Source organism: Micromonospora matsumotoense (genome assembly GCF_900091525.1).
In the GTDB taxonomy this organism is placed as follows: Bacteria; Actinomycetota; Actinomycetes; order Mycobacteriales; family Micromonosporaceae; genus Micromonospora; species Micromonospora matsumotoensis.
In genome coordinates this window covers 306,183-324,552 of the sequence record NZ_FMCU01000001.1, presented here as the reverse complement: position 1 = coordinate 324,552, position 18,370 = coordinate 306,183, and the positions used below count along the sequence as shown (strand labels likewise).

General features: G+C 70.8%; 12 protein-coding genes and 1 pseudogene. 11 read left to right on the top strand and 2 right to left on the bottom strand.

Translation table 11 applies throughout. The features are described 5' to 3' along the window. Positions 1-103: 103 nt before the first annotated feature. The 9 genes and pseudogenes from GA0070216_RS01365 to GA0070216_RS35195 all read left to right on the top strand — a co-directional run. Complete coding sequence (locus GA0070216_RS01365; protein WP_245722243.1) at positions 104-2,887, top strand: FtsK/SpoIIIE domain-containing protein; 2,784 nt, start codon at positions 104-106, stop codon at positions 2,885-2,887. Beyond that, positions 2,888-3,682 (top strand): hypothetical protein, encoded by a 795-nt coding sequence (locus GA0070216_RS01360; protein WP_091237405.1) that lies wholly within the window; start codon positions 2,888-2,890, stop codon positions 3,680-3,682. A gap of 218 nt (positions 3,683-3,900) precedes the next feature. After that, positions 3,901-4,269, top strand: a complete 369-nt coding sequence (locus GA0070216_RS01355; protein WP_091237404.1) for a peptidase inhibitor family I36 protein — start codon at positions 3,901-3,903, stop codon at positions 4,267-4,269. A gap of 199 nt (positions 4,270-4,468) precedes the next feature. Further along, positions 4,469-5,833: a TolB family protein gene (locus GA0070216_RS01350; RefSeq protein WP_141722994.1), complete on the top strand. Its 1,365-nt coding sequence runs from the start codon at positions 4,469-4,471 to the stop codon at positions 5,831-5,833. Positions 5,834-6,009: 176 nt separating this feature from the next. Next, positions 6,010-6,456, top strand: a complete 447-nt coding sequence (locus GA0070216_RS01345) for a hypothetical protein (protein ID WP_091237402.1) — start codon at positions 6,010-6,012, stop codon at positions 6,454-6,456. A 151-nt stretch (positions 6,457-6,607) separates the two neighbouring features. After that, complete coding sequence (locus tag GA0070216_RS01340) at positions 6,608-10,045, top strand: type I restriction endonuclease subunit R (RefSeq protein ID WP_245722242.1); 3,438 nt, start codon at positions 6,608-6,610, stop codon at positions 10,043-10,045. Then, positions 10,042-11,589: a restriction endonuclease subunit S gene (locus GA0070216_RS01335; protein WP_091237401.1), complete on the top strand. Its 1,548-nt coding sequence runs from the start codon at positions 10,042-10,044 to the stop codon at positions 11,587-11,589. The genes GA0070216_RS01340 and GA0070216_RS01335 overlap by 4 nt, the downstream gene beginning before the upstream one ends. A 5-nt stretch (positions 11,590-11,594) precedes the next feature. After that, entirely contained in the window at positions 11,595-13,085 is a 1,491-nt protein-coding gene (locus GA0070216_RS01330) for a type I restriction-modification system subunit M (protein WP_218108121.1), read from the top strand. A 144-nt stretch (positions 13,086-13,229) separates the two neighbouring features. Beyond that, a pseudogene (locus GA0070216_RS35195) lies at positions 13,230-13,367 on the top strand (helix-turn-helix domain-containing protein); the annotation flags it as partial. Positions 13,368-13,584: 217 nt separating this feature from the next. Here GA0070216_RS35195 and GA0070216_RS01320 read toward each other — a convergent pair. Continuing rightward, on the bottom strand, positions 13,585-13,800 hold the full coding sequence (locus GA0070216_RS01320; RefSeq protein WP_245722241.1) for a helix-turn-helix transcriptional regulator: 216 nt from the start codon (positions 13,798-13,800) through the stop codon (positions 13,585-13,587). A gap of 270 nt (positions 13,801-14,070) precedes the next feature. Here GA0070216_RS01320 and GA0070216_RS01310 point away from each other — a divergent pair, with 270 nt between their 5' ends. Beyond that, positions 14,071-14,400 (top strand): hypothetical protein, encoded by a 330-nt coding sequence (locus GA0070216_RS01310; protein WP_091237397.1) that lies wholly within the window; start codon positions 14,071-14,073, stop codon positions 14,398-14,400. A 9-nt stretch (positions 14,401-14,409) separates the two neighbouring features. Here GA0070216_RS01310 and GA0070216_RS01305 read toward each other — a convergent pair whose 3' ends face one another. Beyond that, positions 14,410-16,641, bottom strand: coding sequence for a tetratricopeptide repeat protein (locus GA0070216_RS01305; protein ID WP_141722993.1), 2,232 nt, complete (start codon positions 16,639-16,641; stop codon positions 14,410-14,412). Between the two features lie 194 nt (positions 16,642-16,835). Here GA0070216_RS01305 and GA0070216_RS01300 point away from each other — a divergent pair, with 194 nt between their 5' ends. Next, the gene (locus GA0070216_RS01300; protein WP_091238817.1) at positions 16,836-18,344 is read left to right on the top strand and encodes a DUF3237 family protein; all 1,509 of its coding nucleotides are present in this window, start codon (positions 16,836-16,838) and stop codon (positions 18,342-18,344) included. Positions 18,345-18,370: the final 26 nt, after the last annotated feature.

Sequence of the window (18,370 nt, the reverse complement as noted above, 5' to 3'; positions counted from 1 at the left end):
CACGGCTGCCGGCCGGTCCGGCCCGTGGGCGGGTCGTGCGCCCTGACCCGGTGGGGCGCTAGGGTTCCCCTCGATTCGTCCGCGCGTCGGTGGGGAGCAGTGGGTGGGCAGGCTCGCATCGGCGTACGGGCAGGCGGTCGCCGCGCACCGGCAGGCCCGGCAGCGGTGGACGGCGGCCCGTGCGCTGCTGGACCGGCTGGCCGGGGAACCCGTCCCGGAACGTACCGCCGACCTGGTCGCCCGGTTGGCCCGGCTCGCCGACGCGCTGGCCGCCCCGCCACCCGGCGGCAGCGACCGGGTGGGTCCGTCGGGCCCGCCGACCGGCCCCGTCGGAGCGTCACCCGGTGGCCCGCCGCCCGGGTACGTCGCCGTGTCCCCGGGTGCCGGCCCGGCCCGTGCCACCCGCACCGTCGCGCCCGTGGACGGCCCGGCGCCGGTGCGCATCGGGGAGGCGTCCACCGCGGACGGTCGGTTCCCGTTGCTGCTGCCGTTGGGCGCCGGCCGGCACCTGGCGGTCGACCGGGACGCCCGCGATCCCCGGGTGGCGGTGCTGCTGCGGGTGCTGGTGCTGCGGCTGCTCACCACGGCCGCGCCGGGCAGCGTGCGGGTGGTCGGCATCGACCCGGCCGCGTGGGGTGCCACCTTCATTCCGCTGCGCCCGCTGCGCGACGCCGGGGTGCTCGGCGGCGTCGCCACCACCGAGGCGGAGATCGGCGCGCTGCTGGACGCCGCCGAGGCGCACGCCCGCGCCGCCCAGCACGCCGACCCGGCCCGGTCCGCCGCCGGCCAGCCCGGCGTGGCGTCGTACGGCGTGGGCCAGCCCGGCGCGGTGTCGGGCGTCGCGGCGTCGGGCGGCGTGGGTCAGGCCGGCGTGGCGTCGGGCGGCGGCCAGGTCGGTGCGGGGGAGGCGGAACTGCTGCTGGTGGTGGCCGCGTCCGCGCCCGGCCCACGGGAGCTGGCCCGGCTCGCCGCGCTCACCCACGCCGGGCCGACCGCCGGGGTGTGCGTGCTGTTCGCCGGGCGCGCGGTGACCACGCCCGGCCAGGCCCCACCCGCGCTGGGCGGCACCACCGAGATACGCCTCGACGAACGCTACGCCCGCATCGGCGACCCGCCGGGGCAGCCGTTCAGCGACGACGGCACCGGGCTGGCCGTGCCGGTGCTGCTCGACGGCGATCCGCCCGCCCCGGCCGTCCAGGCGTTGGCCGACCGGCTGGGCGCGCAGGTGCGCCGGGACACCGCCCTGCACCTGGCCGACCTGCTGCCCGAGCGGCGCTGGACCGAGTCCGCCCGCGCCGGCCTGCGGACCGTGGTGGGCCGCTCCGGTCGTACCCCGGTGACTTTGGCTTTCGACGACGCGACCCCGCACTGGCTGGTCGGTGGCCGCACCGGCGCGGGCAAGACGGTCTTCCTGCTCGACGTGCTCTACGGCCTGGCGGCCCGCTACTCCCCGGCCGAGTTGCAGCTGTGGCTGCTCGACTTCAAGGAGGGGGTGAGCTTCACCGAGTTCGTCCCCACCGACCGCGACCCGTCGTTCCTGCCGCACGCGCGGGCCGTCGGCGTCGAGTCCGACCGGGAGTACGGCCTGGCCGTGCTCCGGGAGCTGCGCCGGGAGCTGGGCCGGCGGGCCGGACTGTTCAAGCGGCACGGGGTGACCAAGCTCGCCGACCTGCCGGACACCGAACCGGTGCCCCGCACGGTGGCCGTGATCGACGAGTTCCACGTGCTGTTCGCCGGCAACGACCGGCTGGCCCGGGAGGCCGTCGACCTGCTGGAGGAGCTGGCCCGCAAGGGCCGCTCGTACGGCGTACACCTGGTGCTGGCCAGCCAGAGCACCAGCGGCGTGGAGGCCCTGTACGGCCGGGCCGAGTCGCTGTTCGGGCAGTTCGCGCTGCGGGTGGCGCTGCCTGGCGGTGAGCCGGTGCTCGGCCCGCGCGGGGTGGTCGGCGGCGCGACGCGGATCGGCACGGCGGTGGTCAACACCGCCGCCGGGGCAGCCGGCGCGGACATCCTGCTGCGGTTCCCCGACGCGCACGCCGACGCCCGGCAGCTCGCCCGGCTGCGCTACGAGCTGTGGGACGCCCGCCCCGACGGCACCGCCCCGCCCGCGGTCTTCCGGGGCTATGCCACCGCGCACCTGGAGGACGAGCCGACGCCGTCCGCTGCCACCACCCGCCGCCCGGCCGTGCTGGTGGGCCGGACGGTCGACGTGGCCGGCAGCACCGCCCGGTGCGACCTGGACGCCTCGCCCGGCCGGCACCTGGCCGTGGTGGGCACCTCGGCGACCGGCGGGCACGTGCTGCGGGCCGCCGCGTTGAGCCTGGCCGGCCAGCACCGGCCCGGGGAGGCCGAGTTCGTGCTGGCCCCGCTGGTGGCCGCCGCCGACGAGCTGGCCGACGACACGGCCGCCGGGCTGAAGGCCGCCGGGCACCCGGTGACCCAGGTCGACGCGGCCGGGCTGCGGGCGCGGATCGGTGAGCTGGCCGCCGGCCCGGGGGAGCGTAGCCGGACCTACCTGGTGGTCTTCGGGGTGGACGCGGCCGGCGCGGTGCTCGCCGCCGCCGACCCCGACACCTACCGTTCGGGCCACGACGACCTGCGGGCGCTGCTGCGGGCGGGGCCGGGGCGCGGGGTGCACCTGCTCGGCTGGTGGCGGGGCCTGCGCCGGCTCGCCGACGACCTCGGCGGCAGCCAGAACCGGGACGACGTGGCGTGCCTGGTGGCGTTGAACGTGCCCGCCGACGACCTCGGGTTGTACCTCGGGGTGACCGACCTGGCCTGGACCCCGCGCCCGGACCGGGCCCTGCTGGTCGACCGGCACGCCCAGCGCACCGCGCTGATCGTGCCGTTCGTCCGCCCCGGACACCACCCCGAAGAGGAGCGCTGAGTGGCCGGCTACGACGAGTACGCGGCGGCCGTCCGGCAGCTCTCCGCCCGGATCCGGGAGGGCGAGCGGGGTGCCGCCGCCGAGGCGGAACGCCGCCGCACCCTGCACACCGGGGTCAGCCGGCTCGGTCAGCGGCTGGCCGCCCAGGAACAGCGCCTCGCCCAGCTCGGGGCCGCCGCCGGCCTGCCCCCGGTGACCGACCCTGCGTCGGGAACCGGTCCCGGTCCGGTCGTGGCCCCGGGCGCTGGTCCGGCCGTCGGTGTGGGTCCCGTCGGGCCGGGCTCGGTGCCTGGCTCGGACTCGGTGGCTGGGGCCGGTCCGGTGGCCGGGGCCGGTCCGGGTGCGGGCCACGACGGGGTGGACGGGACGGGAGGTGACGTCGATCCGGTGGTCGTGTTGGCGGAGGCCGGGCGGCTGGTCGACGAGGCGGACCGGCTGGGCCAGCAGGCCGAGGCGTTGGCCCAGCAGCCTGCTCTGCTGCCCACCTGGTCACCGACCGCCCGCGCGGTCGCCGTCTATGTCGGCTGTGCCGCGATCGGGGCGCTGGTCATGCTGGTGCTGGTGGTCGCCAACGGCATCGGCGTGGTCAACGGCGTCACGCTGGGCGCGCTGACCTGTGCCGGGCTGCCGCTGATCTCCTTCGTCGCCGGCTGGCTGATCCTCGGGCGTTGGGGGCGGCCGGCCCTGGCCAGCACCGATCCGCCCCGGTACGCCCCACTCGGCTTCGTCATCTGCGTCCTGCTGGTGCCGCTGGCGTACTGCGTGACGCTGCTGCTGTTCCGCCTCGTGCGCTGAGCGGGTGGCCGGCAGCCGTCCTTTGTGGACCAGGCCGCGAGTCGCTCACCCGGCGGTACCGGAGTGGATCTGCGATGCTGACGTGCGTCGGCCCCCGGCTACGGCCGGGCGCTCGCGACAGGGACATCTGCCGGGCGTACGACCACGGGGGAGAGACGACCGGGATCACGTCGGACGACGTGCCCCCGCCGCGTTCACTGGGATGAGATGAGGGCCTTATGCCATTGAGGAAAGTCATCGCCGCCGCGTCGATGGCGGCGGCGCTGGTGGGCGTCAGCGCCCTGCCCGCCCAGGCCGCGACGGGCTACAACCGTTGCCCGCAGTTCAGGATGTGTGTGTTCACGGGCCCCAACGGCTCCGGCACCATGGCGTCCTTCGCGGTCGGTGACGGCGACCTGGGCGACAGCAACGGCCCGACCGGTATGAACAACAACATCGAGAGCTTCTACAACAACAGTGGTCACCACTGGGACTTCTGGGACCTGCCCGGCTACTCCGGCGACTTCCGGCACTCGGAGCCGTACGTCGGCGGCAAGAACTTCGGTTCCGCCTGGGACAACCGGGTCTCGTCCCTGCACGACTACTGACCGACGCCGGCCCGTCCGCAGCCGGGAACGCCTCGGTGGCTGCGGACGGGCCGCATCGGGAGCGGGGCCGCGAGCACCTCGCCACGGGCAGGCCGAACGGGTGAACCCGTCGGCGGCTCCGACGACGTCCCGCGGCCACCCGGATGTCGGGTGGCCGACACCGGCGAACTATCGTGGCGCAGCCTAGGACCAACCAGACATGACAACCTTGTTGCGGGCATCCGCCGCGCGTCGCAGGACCGTACCGCGCTGTCTCCACCGCCCGATTGCCGCCGCCGGTCTGGCCCTGCTCGCCGGCCTCGCCGGCCCCGGAGCCGCCGCCTCCGCCGCCGTCCCCGCGCCCGTCGCCTCCGCCGCCGCACCGCCGGCCACCACCCGGATCAGCGTGGACAGCACCGGCGGCCAGGCCGTCGAGTACTACAGCGAGCCCTTCGGGGTGAGCGCGGACGGCCGGTACGTCTCCTTCACCTCCGAGGCGCCGAACCTGACGCCGGACGACACCAACGACAACTCGGACGTGTTCGTCCACGACCGTCGGACCGGCACCACGAGCCAGGTCAGCCGGTCGACCACGGGAACTCCCGGCAACAGCGCCAGCCTGGGCCAGTCGCTGAGCCCGGACGGCCGGTACGTCTCCTTCGCCTCCGACGCGGACAACCTGGTGCCCGGCGACACCAACGGTGTGTACGACGGCTTCGTCCACGACCGCCGGACCGGCACCACCACCCGGGTCACCCTGACCGACGGCGACACCCAGGCTGACGCCCACAGCTACGCACCGGCGATCAGCGCCGACGGGCGGTTCGTGGCGTTCGCCTCTCAAGCAACCAACCACGTGCCGGGTGACACCAACGGTCTGACCGACATCTTCCTGCGGGACCGGCAGGCGGGCACGATCGTCCGGGTCAGCGGTGAGAACGCCGACGCGCCGTCGGAAGGGCCGGTGATCAGCGCGGACGGCCGGTTCGTGGCGTTCACCACCGAGGCGGCGCTGGTCCCGGACGACATCGGCGGCGTGTACGACGTGTACGTCCATGATGTGCGCGCCGGCAGCCTCCAGCGGGTCAACGTGTCCACCACCGGTGACTACGTGGAGGGAATCACCGTCTCGCCGACGCTGAGCGCGGACGGCCGGTTCGTGGCGTTCACCTCCGATGCGGCCCTGGCCCCCGACGACACCAACGGCGTGAACGACGTGTACGTCCGCGACCTGCGCGCCGGCACCACCGTCCGGGCCAGCTCGGCGGCCGGCGGCGGCCCGGCCACCGGTGGCGGCAGCTACGGCCCGGCGCTGAGCGCCGACGGCCGGTACGTCGTCCTCAGCTCCGATGCCACCGACCTGGTGGCGCGCGACACCAACGGCGTGCCCGACGTGTTCCTGCGCGCCGGCACGACGGTCCGGGTCAGCCTGTCGGCCGGCGGCAGGCAGGCCAACAACCACAGCTACCAGGGGGTGGTCACACCGGACGGCCGCCAGGTCGCCTTCGCCTCGGGGGCCACCAACCTGGTCCCCGGCGACACCAACGGCGTGATCGACGTGTTCCTGCGCCGCCTGCCGCGCTGATCAGGCCCGACACCGTGCCGGCGGCCCCGAATCCCCGGGGCCGCCGGCACCCTGGACCGGTCCGCAGCACCCGCAGGTGGTCCCGGTGCCGGCCCCGGCCCCTGACAGGCCCTCTATCGTGGACGGTGCGCGTGCCGGGCCGCCGGGGGCCGGCCGGACAGGGTGGAGGCGATGACGTGGTGACGACGACCGGCCCCGGTGGGCGTGACGGCGGCGAGCTGGACGGGTTCCACGTCGGGTGGGTGCCGGCCGAAGCGGGCGATCTGGTGTCGGACTTCGCGTCCGAGTGGGAGGACGTCACCTTCGCCACCCGAGTCTGGGAACGCCCGGTCGAAGCCGGTTACCAGGTGGATCTGCGGGTGCACGTGCTGCGCGGTGAACAGCTGACCACGCTGGTGCGCCTGCACGAGTTCCTGGCCGGCTACCACGAACGGGATTCCGCCGAGTGGCCGCTGGCCGAGTTCGCCCGTGGCGGGGATGTCGGGCTGGCCGGCGGGGGTGAGGCGTTCTGGCTCGTCCGGCCGGGCCTCGCCGTCGACGTGCTGGTGGACGTCGAGCGGTTCGAGGCGGAAGCCGCGATCGAGGTGGCCGGCACTGTCACGGAGCTGCCCGCTGGTCGGTGAAGAACACTGTCGGGTTTCCGATAACGCACCAGGTTCCGAAGATGTACGCCCGTTCATATTCTGACGTGTTCACCGTCGGCTATGGACGTGGAGAGTCGTGGATCATCGAGAGGTACGCCGCCTGGCAGAGCAGTCTGCCAACTTCGGATTCTTGGCGGACCATCCGCTGCTGGTCTGGTACGGCGCCGGGGCGGAACTGCTCGTCTACGTCGACGCGCAGTCGGCGATGTTCAAGGCCCGCGCGTTCGGCGACGTCCTCGCCCGGGACCTGGTACGGCGTACCCAGGTCACCCCGGCCAAGGACACGTTCTTTCACCAGGTGCAGGCGTTGCACACCTCGGGTGCCGTCACCGCGAAGGTCTACGCCGCCTTCGACCGCCTGCGGGACACCGGCAACCGGGCGGTCCACGACCACCTCGGCGAGGTCCGTGAGGCACTGGTGCTGCTGCGGACCTGTTTCGAGCTGGGCGTCTGGTACCACCGGGCGTTGACCGACGACCGTTCCCCGCGTGGCTTCGTGCCCCCGACCCCACCTCCGGCACAGATCCCGGTGTCGATTGCCGAGGGGCTGCGCGCCGAGATCGAACGATACAAGCAGGAGCTTGCCCAGACGAAGCTGTTGCTGGACGGGCAACCCTCGCTGGCGCTGGCCCAGGCCGCCGCGACGGATGCCGCCGAGCAGGCGGTGCGGGACGCCGACGCCCGACGCCCGCAGGCCGCCGCGTTGGTCGCCAGTCTCGAACCGGCCGCCGAGGCGGCGCAGCAGGCATTCGACACCGCGCAGCCGGTGAAGGTGTCCGCCGCGAAGCGTGAGGCCTTCATCGCCCGCGCCCGCCGAGCCTCACACGAGCCGCTGAACGAGGTGCAGACCCGGGTCGAGATCGACCGTCAGCTCACCTCCGCCGGCTGGCAGGTACAGGACCAGAACCAACTCAACCTCTTCGCGGGCAGCGGCGTCGCGGTGCGCGAGGTGACCCTGGCGACCGGCCGGGCCGACTACCTGCTCTACGTCCACCAGCGTCTCGTCGGGGTGGTCGAGGCCAAGCGGGAGGGCACCGCCCCGCGTGGTGTCGAGGCGCAGCTAGACCGCTACCTCAACGGGTTGACCGCCGAGCAGCGGCTCAGCGCCTGGCGGCGGGAGGCGGCGCTGCCCTTCGGGTACGTCGCCACCGGCACCGAGACCGCGTTCGTCAACCGGCTCGACCCGTTTCCGCGTACCCGGGAGGTGTTCGCGTTTCATCGGCCGGAGACGCTCGCGCGGTGGATGCGGGAGGCGGACGACGAGCCGGCCGCGCCGACGCTGCGGGCCCGGCTGCGCCGGATGCCGGCGCTGGACCGGCTGGGCCTGCGCCCGGCGCAGATCGACGCGGTCGACGGCCTGGAACGTTCGCTGGCCGAGGACCGGCCCCGGGCGTTGATCCAGATGGCCACCGGGGCGGGCAAGACCTTCACGGCGGTCACCGGCAGCTACCGGCTGCTCAAGCACGCCCGTGCCCGCCGCATCCTGTTCCTGGTCGACCGGAACAACCTCGGCAAGCAGACCCTGCGCGAGTACGCCGGCTACCAGACCCCCGACGACGGGCGGAAGTTCACCGAGCTGTATACGGTGGACCGGCTCTCCGGGGCCGGCCTGCTCGACTCGTCGAACGTGGTGATCTCGACGATCCAACGCCTGTACGGGGCGTTGCGCGGCACCGAACTGCCCGACATCGATCTCGACGATCGGGCCTACGACAGCTACGACCTCGACGAGCCGGCCGAGGTCGGCTACAACCCGCAGCTTCCGCCGGAGACGTTCGACCTGATCGTGGTCGACGAGTGTCACCGGTCGATCTACGGCAAGTGGCGGGCGGTCATCGAGTACTTCGACGCCTTCGTGGTGGGGCTGACCGCGACCCCGGTCAAGCAGACCCTCGGCTTCTTCCAGCAGAACCTGGTCTCGGAATACACCTACGAGCAGGCGGTCGCCGACGGGGTGAACGTCAACTTCGACGTCTACCGGATCAAGACCGAGATCACCGAGGGCGGGCAGAAGATCGAGGCCGGCACCGTCGTGCCGCTGCGCGACCGCCGCACCCGCGCCGAGCGCTACCAGGAGCTGGAAGACGACTTCTCGTACGCGGGCCGCCAGGTCGGTCGGTCGGTGATCTCGAAGGGGCAGCTCAAGCTGGTGCTCGACACCTTCCGCGAGCGGTTGTTCACCGAGATCTTTCCCGGCCGCTCCACGGTGCCCAAGACGCTGATCTTCGCGTGCGACGACAACCACGCTGAGGAGATCGTCGCCATGGTCCGGCTCGTGTTCGGGCGCGGCAACGAGTTCGCCAGGAAGATCACCTATTCCTCCCGGCGGGACGGCGACAACCCCGACACCCTCATCCAGGCGTTCCGCAACAGCCCGGAGATGCGTGTCGCGGTCACCGTCGACATGATCGCCACCGGCACCGACGTACGCCCGCTGGAGTGTGTGTTCTTCCTCCGGCCGGTGCGCAGCGCCACCTACTTCGAGCAGATGAAGGGGCGCGGGGCGCGCACCATCGACCCGGCCGACTTCCAGTCCGTCACCCCCGACGCCCAGGTCAAGGACCGGTTCGTCATCGTCGACGCGGTCGGCGTCACCGAAGCCGACCTCGACGAGGCGGTGCCGCTGCAACGGCACACCGAGCAGCAGATCTCGCTGCGTGACCTGCTGCGCAAGGCCGGCACCCTGACCGCCGACGCCAACGAGGTGGCCACTCTCGCCTCGCGGCTGTCCCGCCTCGACCGGCAGCTCACCGACGCCGAGCGTGCCGAGCTGGCGGAGCTGGGCGGGCAGCCGCTCACCGGCATCGTCCGTGGCCTGGTCGACGCCGTCGCCCCCGAACAGCTCAATCCGGCCACCCAGGCCGGGCCGGACGCCGTCCGCGAGCTGCTGGCCGGGGCGCTGCGCCCGCTCGCCGCGAACCCGCAGCTGCGCGACCGCATCCTGGAGATCCGCCGCGCCCACGACATCACCATCGACGAGGTCAACGTCGACAAGCTGGTGTCGGCGGCCGGGGTGCCCGCCGCCGAACGCGCCCAGGTGACCGTGCGGAGCTGGCACGACTACCTGGATCAGCACCGCGACGAGATCACTGCTTTGCAGGTGTTCTATGAGGGCAAGGGTCGGATCAGCTACGACCAGCTCAAGGAGTTGGCGGCGCGGATCGCCCGGCCTCCGCAGGCGTGGACGCCGGAGTCGCTGTGGAAGGCGTACGTGCTGCTCGGCCGGACCGCCGAGCAGGCCGGGCCGCGCGGGGTGACCGACCTGGTCGCCCTGATCCGCTACGAACTCGGCCTTGACCAGGAGCTACGTCCATTTCGTACGGCCACAGAGGAGCGTTTCCGTGGGTGGCTGCTGCGGCAGCAACAGGCGGGCGCTACCTTCACTGCCGATCAGGTGTGGTGGCTGGAGAGGATCAAGGACGTGATAGCGGTCAGCGTGGAGATCACCCCCGACGACCTGGAAGGGGCACCCTTCACCGAACGCGGCGGCATCGACGGGTACGCGGGCGCCTTCGGCAACCGCGCCGAACCCCTCCTCAGCGAACTCAACCAGGAGCTAACCGCGTGACCGACCTGCCACCTGGTTGGACTGAAGTAACTCTTGGAGATATCGCCGAATCTGTGAAGAACGGCATCTTCGTTTCTCGCCCAGGGTTTGAGCCGAATGGGGTTCCAATTCTCCGTATTAGCTCTGTGCGACCGGGTGTTCTGAATCTTCGCGATGTTCGCTACAGTGCCAAAGGCATACGCGAGCTAAGAGACTCCGACGCGCTGCTTCTGCCTGGTGACCTGCTCTTTACCCGCTACAACGGAAATATCGATTATGTCGGTGCATGTGCGATGGTTCCTGAGGGTATTGGCGATCTCACTTATCCCGACAAGCTGATCCGGGTTAGAGTGAATCCAGCGTTCGTTGATCCCCGCTATATTCAATATTCTTTTGAAACTGCACGAGTGCGGTCGCTTGTGCGTGCTGTTGCGCGCACGACCGCCGGACAAGCGGGTGTCTCGGGTGCGAGTTTGAAGTCAATCGCCCTGCTACTTCCGCCACTTGCCGAACAGCGCCGCATCGTTGCTACCCTTGACGAGCGCTTGCTGCGTCTGCGGGCTGCGGAGGTCGGCCTGGTGCAGGGTGCTGGGCGATCTGTCCAGCTCAAGGCTGCTGTTCTGAGAAGCGCTATAGCCGGTCGGCTCTCGAATTTCGAAGAGAATGCGTATGCGGCCGAGTGTCGGAGGGTGCAGATGCTGGAATTGCGCCGAGAGATCTCTGGAAATGTCCGACGCGGTAGACCTGATCCTCTGCCTGTTGTTGCTGGTCATGGCCTTGACTTTCCGGAGCGCTGGGCTGTGATGTCGATGGAGGAGTTGACTCACCCGGAAAGAACCATTTCCTATGGGATACTGAAGCCTGGCCCTAATCTTTCCGATGGTGTTCCGTATGTGCGTGTCGTTAATATGAGGAATGATCGAATCTCGTCGGGGGATCTCCATCGGACATCCTCCGAGATCGACGACCAGTATTCGCGAGCCCGACTTGCCTCGGATGATGTGTTGATATCCATCAGGGGAACCTATGGTCGTGTCGTTAAAGTGACCCCAGGCTTGGCTGGTGCGAACATTACCCAGGATTCGGCTCGATTGAGTTTTCTGGCGGGTGTGGATCCGAACTTCGCATGCATCTACCTGCGGAGTCCTCAGGTGCAGCGACATCTAACGAGAATCGCAAGGGGTGTTGCGGTCAAAGGTGTCAACATCAGTGATCTGCGGGAGATGCCGTTCCCGCTACCGCATCCCTCTGAGCAAATTGCCATCGTGCAAAAGGTAGATGAGTTGCTGGCAGTGCAGGAGACGGTGGCAAAGGCTGTTCTGCATAGCCAGGCGAAGGCCAAAAGCCTGCATCGCTCTCTGTTGGCGGAGGCGTTCGCGGGGCGGTTGGTGGCGCAGGATCCAAATGACGAGCCGGCCTCGGAACTGCTGGCCCGGATCAAAGCGGAGCGGGCGGCGACCATTCCGAAGCAGCGGACGCGCTCCCGGCGTACCCCGAAGGAGTTGGCGGCGCCGCCGACCAGGGTGACCGGCGACGACTATCAGCAGGAGACCTTGCCACTGTGAGCACTGTGGATTCGCGCCGTCTGGTGCAGAAGCTGTGGAACTACTGCGACGTGCTGCGGGACGACGGCGTGTCGACCATCGACTACGTGGAGCAGTTGACCTACCTGCTGTTCCTCAAGATGGCCGACGAGCGGGCCAACCGGACGTTCCGGCCGGAGCAGATCGTGCCCGACGAGCTGAGCTGGCAGACCCTGCTGGACGCCGAGGGCGACGACCTGGAGGTGCAGTACCGGCACATTCTCACCGGGCTGGCCCGGGAGGGTGGGACCCTCGGCACCATCTTCCGCAAGGCGCAGAACAAGATCCAGGACCCGGCGAAGCTCAAGCGGCTGATCGTCGACCTGATCGACAAGCAGGAGTGGTCGGGCACCGGGGTCGACGTCAAGGGCGACGCCTACGAGGAGTTGCTGGCCAAGGGCGCGGAGGACGCGAAATCCGGCGCGGGGCAATACTTCACCCCGCGTGCGTTGACCGCCGCGATGGTCGACTGCATGCTGCCCACCGCCGACGACACGATCACCGACCCGGCCTGCGGCACGGGCGGATTCCTGCTCGCCGCCTACGACCACATCCAGCGCCACCACGGCAGCACCCTCACTCCCGACCAGCGGCGGCGGCTCGCCCACGGCGCGATCACCGGCACCGAGCTGGTCGACGGCACCGCCCGCCTGGCGGCGATGAACATGCTGCTGCACGGCATCGGCACCCCCAACGGCCCGTCGCTGATCGCCGTGCGCGACGCCCTCGGCCGGGAGCCGGACCAGCGGGTCAGCCTGGTGCTCGCCAACCCGCCGTTCGGGCGCAGCTCGTCGATCCGGATGGTGGGGGAGGACGGCCGGTCCTCCCGCGAGGAACGCGAGATCGAACGCGCCGACTTCTGGGCCACCACCGCCAACAAGCAGCTCAACTTCGTCCAGCACATCGCCGCGCTGTTGGAGATCGACGGCCGGGCGGCGGTCGTCCTGCCCGACAACGTGCTGTTCGAAGGCGGCGCGGGGGAGACCATCCGCCGCCGGCTGCTCAAGCAGTACGACCTGCACACCATGCTGCGCCTGCCCACCGGCATCTTCTACGCCGGTGGCGTCAAGGCCAACGTGCTGTTCTTCGAGCGCAAGCGCGCCCGCGAGGAACCCTGGACCCAGAACCTCTGGGTGTACGACTTCCGCACCAACCAGCACTTCACGCTCAAGCAGAACCCGCTGCGCCGGGAACACCTCCAGGACTTCGTCGACTGCTACCTGCCCGGCAAGGACCGCGCCGAGCGGGTGGAAACCGAACGTTTTCGCCCCTTCTCCTACGACGAGCTGATCGCCCGCGACAAGGTGAACCTGGACATCACCTGGCTCAAGGACGCCTCCCTGGAGGACGCCGACGCGCTGCTGCCACCCGAGGTGATCGCCCAGGAGATCGTCGAGGACCTCCAGGCGGCCCTACGCGAGTTCGCCGCTATCGCCGAAGCCCTCGGCGCGACGGGTACCCGGGTCGACACCGACTGACCGCAACTGCTGTTCGGGACGGGGCCTTCGGCACGACGGCCGGGCGTGATTCGATCTCGCCCGGCCGTACCCATGAACTACCGTGAGGCCAGCCCATCTGTGCCGTAGACCGGTATGGGGCATGTGTGAAGGAACGAGGGTGCTGTGAACAGCGGTTACGTGCGGTGGAAGGACATCCGCGTGGAGCACGTCGAACAGGCCGGTGGGGAACAGGCTGTCGAAGCTGGCAAACAGGAACTGCGCAACGCACAGCTCCGACACCGCCTTGCCGAGGTACGTCGGGCCACCCCGCGACACACCGTTCCGCCGTACGCCGGCCCTCGGTCTCCTTTGTGAAGAGTTCTTGCCGTCCTGGCGGCAAGAACTCTTCACAATCAATGTTGACCTCTGACGGCGGGGACATTGCCGTCGTTGCCCGACCCGCTCACGCCAAGATCCGACTGTGTCGCGTACGTCGTGAGTGCCGGCCACGAGCGGACGTGCGCCGAGGGGCGGCCGGTTACTCCGGGGTGTCGTCCTCGGTGGGGCGCGGCGGCCGGTGCTTCGTGATCCACTCTTCGACGTCCTCGGCCAGCCACACCTTCATGCCGCGTAGCTCCTGGTAGGGCCGCGGGAAGGTGGGATGCCGGGTGAGCTGCTGGAACCGCTGCCGCGAGACACCCATCCGCTGGGCGATCTCGTAGGGACCCATCAGGCTCCCAGGGCCACGATCCATGAAGCGAACGTATGGTGGTAACTTCTAGTCAAGAGGATATTGCCAGTTGACTAATCGACTGGCTGACGGGCATCGTGTTCGTATGCGACGGAACGTGTCATACCAGGAGTATTTACTCGCTACGGCCATGACGTTGGCGCGGCGGCACCGGCCGGCGTGGTCGTGGCGGCGGTGGCGGTTCGTCTGTCGGTGCGGCAACGAACTGGCCTGTCGCTACCGGCACCGCATCCCGATCAACCAGCGGCACTGGCCGAGCCAGGAGGGGCCGCGATGATCGCGCTGCGAGCCGGGGTGCTCGTGCAGGTGACGCGGAAGGCGAGCCCGCAGTTCGTCAAGCCGATCCTGTTCCGCCTGATCCGGGTCCGCACCGAGTGGATCACGTACGACGGTTGGGCCTGGCTCGACGGCTACCAGATCAACGCCAAGGGTGACGCGGTGGCCCGCCGCTCGATTTACGTCCAACCCGCCGAACTCCTGCCACCCGAGCCCGCCCCGCAAGCCACCCCGACCCGCCGGCCCGTCCCCGCCTCCCGCGCCGCCACCTCCCGGCGCGTCCCATCGACCCGACCGCCCCCGCCCGCAGTGACTCGGAGCCGATGACCGAGGCGATCATCCCTCCGCGTCGCGGAGATTTTCGTTCACCTCGGCTCCGCCAGCCGCACGGTGCAACTCGTCAAGGGTGCGTCTGGCTGCTTGACGACGTTCCTCGAACGCTGCCGGATACGCCGCCGCGAGTTCGTCGAAATAGCAGACACCTTCGGCGGTCAAAGCAATAGCCTCTTCGGTCACGCTGTCGGCTATGAGTCCGACATATCCGATGTTCCACAGCGAGTTCGCGAGATCGGGGAGATGAGCGTCGCGGTTGGTGGTGGTGAGTTGTCGGTAGAGGTTGACGGCTTCGTGGCTGGTGGTGAGGGCTTCGGTGTGTTGTCCGGCTTCGGTGAGTCGGTTCGCGTGGTTGTTGAGTGATTTGGCGATGTAGGGGAGGTGGGGGTCGCGGTTGGTGGTGAGTTGTCGGTAGAGGTTGACGGCTTCGTGGCTGGTGGTGAGGGCTTCGGTGTGTTGTCCGGCTTCGGTGAGTCGATTCGCGTGGTTGTTGAGTGATTTGGCGAGGTCGGGGAGGTGGGCGTCGCGGTTGGTGATGGTGAGTTCGCGTCGAAGGCAGACGGCTTCTTGGCTTGCGGTGAGGGCTTCAGCCCGTCGCCCGATTTCGGCTAGGCGGATGGAGTGCGTGCTCATCCAGCGAGCATGGACTTCACGCGGGGTGTCCGGGGTGAAGCCGGCGACGATGCGGGTCGTCAGCGCCACCGCCAGCCGCCCCAACTCCATCGACGGGTACGGCACACGTTCAGCGGTCCACTGCGCCCAGTCGAGATCGATGTCCGCGTCCGCCAGCAGCCGCACCGCACCCGGCGTGAACACCCCCGGGAACTGCACCCCAACCTGGAGCACCGCCTCGACCATCCGGGGCACGTCCACCCCCAACGCCACCTCGATCAGCGCCGCCGCGTCGGCCTGGTGCGTCCTCGCCCGGCCGAGCACCGTCAGCGCCCGTACCGCCTGCGCCACCGTCAGGCCGGTGAACACCCGCGCCCGGTCGGCCGCCGGGTAGTCCCGCAGCACCCGCACCACGAGCGCCTCGGCCAGCAGGTCGGGCTGCACCACGCCGAGCCCGGTGCCGTCGGCAGCCGGATACAGGTCGGCCAGCCACGCCGCGTACCGGGCCACCCGCTCCTGCTCGGCGGCCACCAGCGCGGGGACCCGCCGGACCAGGCCGGCGACCTCGTCCGGCCCGTCCGCGCCGAGCAGCGCCGCCACCCCGACGACCTGCCGCAGCAGCGCGTCCGACGCCGGGTCGTCGGCGGTCAGCAGGCCCGCCCGCCGAGCCGCGAACCGCCAGTAGCGGGCCTCGTGCCCCAGCACCTCGGTCAGCACATCGTACCGGCCGTGCCGGGGTTCCCCGTCCAGGACGGCCAGCAACGCCTCGGCGTGCAGGCGCAGCACCGGCGTGTCCGCCGGGCGGTCCCGCTCCTCGACCGCCGGCACCGGCAGCGCCAGGTGGGCGGCGAACTCCCCCGCCGCGAGGGCGACGATCTCGTCGGGTTCGCTCTCCTCGATCCGGGCCGGCAACTGCACCACCTGGGACCGGCCGGTCAGCGCGTCGAGCAACTGCGCCTGCTGCGGGTACGCCGCCGACAGCGTCTCCCACCACAGCCCGGCACCCCGGGCGATGAGCAGCACGCGTACCCGTACCCCGGTGGCCCGCTGCGCCGCGCAGACCAGCGCCGCCACGCCGGCCCGGTCCCGCGTCTCGGCGTAGTCGACCACCACGAGCAACCGCGACGGTACGCCACCCGAGGTGATCAGGGCGGCCGTCTGCTCCTCGGCCCCGGCGTGGATCCACTCGCACCGCCAACCGGGCAGCCGGCCGGCGAACTCCCGGGCCAGCCGGGTCTTGCCCACCCCACCCGCGCCGGTCAGCAGGCGTACCGCCACCGTGTCGAAGTCGGTCGTCCAGGATTCCAACTGGCGCAGCACCCAGCCGCGACCGATGAAGTCGACCACCGCCTGTCCGGGGTGCAGCAGCCACGCCACCGACTCCGGCAGTTCGGCCGACGTCACCCCGCGCAGCGCGTCCTCCCGCTGCCGCCGGGTCTCCCGCTTCGCCGCCAGCCGGTCGGCGACCGTCGGCCCGAAGCCCCCGACCACCCCGGCGGCGGCAGCGGAGACCACCGTCCAACCGGTCTTGTCGTCGGCGAGCGCGGCCCACGCGCCGAACCCGGCGACCGTGGCCGGGATACCCACCCACCACGCATGCCGCCGCCAGGCACCTTGATTCATGCGCGACACCCTACCGAGGGTCACCAACAGGACACGAAACGATCTTCGTGGGCGTCGAGGCGGGCGTGCCGCTGGCTGGGAGTTGACGTCTATCAATCGAGATTCGTCGATTGACAGAATTTTGTCCGATCGGGACACTGGTTGAAACATAACCGTGCATGCAAGGCGTGGCGCTGCCGCTCCGGGAGGACCAGATGAGGCTCGTACACCGGCGGCCCCTGCTCGCGGGAGCGCTCGCCGCCACCACCCTCGTCGGCGTCGTCGGGGTCGCCACAGCGGCCTCCGCCGCCACCGGCTGCCGGGTGACCTACACGGTCTCCAGCCAGTGGAACGGCGGCTTCGGGGCCAACGTCGCGGTCACCAACCTCGGCGACCCGCTCAACGGCTGGCAGCTGACCTGGTCGTTCACCGCCGGGCAGCAGGTCACCCAGTACTGGAACGGCACCGTCACCCAGAACGGCGGCCGGGTCACCGTCGGCAACACCACCTGGAACGCCGCGCTCGGCACCGGGGCGAGCACCTCGTTCGGCTTCAACGGCTCGTGGAACAACGCCAGCAACCCGGTGCCCACCGACTTCGCGCTCAACGGCACCCCCTGCACCGGCGGCACCACCCCGCCCACCCCGCCCACCACGCCGAACACGCCCACCCCGGGCACCCCACCACCCACCACCACACCGCCACCCACCCCGACCACGCCGCCGCCCACCACGCCGCCGCCGAGCACCCCGCCCCCCACCCCGAGCACCACCCCGAGCGGCGCGGAGGCGACCATCGTGCCCGACCCGTCCTGGACCTGCGGCCGGTCCGCCGGCATCGTGCCCCCGCCCCGTGGCCGGCTGGTCTTCCGCGCCACCGCCCAGCTCGGGGCGATCCGCGACGTCGGCGTCACCCAGTACGGCCACCGCCGCATCCTCGACATCAGGGGCGGCACGATCACCGGGGACCGGATCAACGGCACCATCCTCACCGGCGGCCTCGACCTCGAACTCACCCTCGGCGACGGCGCTACCGAGCTGGAACAGGTCGCCATCCTGCGCACCGGCGACGGCACCCCCATCTATCTGCGCAGCTGCGGCGTCGCACCGGCCGGCGAGTCCACCGTGCGGATCGTGCCCGACTTCGAGGCCCCGAACTCCAGCGCGTACGCCTGGTTGAACACCGGGACGTACGTCGGCACCCGGACGGTCGACACCACGACGAACACCCTCGCCCTGGCCGTGTACGACGTCTCCGGGGTCTCGCCGGCCGACCCGCGCGTGCAACTGCGGGACCCGGCCGGGGTGGCCCACCAGTCGTGGGACTGCCTGACCGGCAGCGGCACGCGGGGCGCCACCGTGTTCACCGAGACCGTCACGCTCGGGGGCAGCGTCTCGGTCGGGGCCAGCAAGCGCGGCACCCGCAACATCATCCCCATCACCGGCGGCACCACCACCGGCCGGGTGGCCGGCTCGGTCCTGCCCGGCGGGGCGGACTACCAGCTCATCGGCGCGACCAGCACGCTGGACGCCCGGTACGTGCTGTCCACCAACGACCGGGAGCTGATCCTGGTCCGCAACTGCGGGGCGTTCGGCCGGTTGGTGCCGACCTTCGAGGCCCGCGCCGCCGGCCCGTACGCCTTCCTCAACGCCAACACCTGGCTCAGCTCCGACCCGGGTTCCGCCCCGGGCGGCGTGAGCATCACCTTCTACGAACGCCGGTAGCGCGGGGAGTCCGCCACCCTCCCCGT

What these genes read in the sequence shown, in the direction of transcription:
- GA0070216_RS01355 (WP_091237404.1), top strand. Translation starts at nt 3,901, where the DNA reads ATGCCATTGAGGAAAGTCATCGCCGCCGCGTCGATGGCGGCGGCGCTG.
- GA0070216_RS01350 (WP_141722994.1), top strand. Translation starts at nt 4,469, where the DNA reads ATGACAACCTTGTTGCGGGCATCCGCCGCGCGTCGCAGGACCGTACCG.
- GA0070216_RS01320 (WP_245722241.1), bottom strand. Translation starts at nt 13,800, where the DNA reads ATGGATCGTGGCCCTGGGAGCCTGATGGGTCCCTACGAGATCGCCCAG.
- GA0070216_RS01310 (WP_091237397.1), top strand. Translation starts at nt 14,071, where the DNA reads ATGATCGCGCTGCGAGCCGGGGTGCTCGTGCAGGTGACGCGGAAGGCG.
- GA0070216_RS01305 (WP_141722993.1), bottom strand. Translation starts at nt 16,641, where the DNA reads ATGAATCAAGGTGCCTGGCGGCGGCATGCGTGGTGGGTGGGTATCCCG.
- GA0070216_RS01300 (WP_091238817.1), top strand. Translation starts at nt 16,836, where the DNA reads ATGAGGCTCGTACACCGGCGGCCCCTGCTCGCGGGAGCGCTCGCCGCC.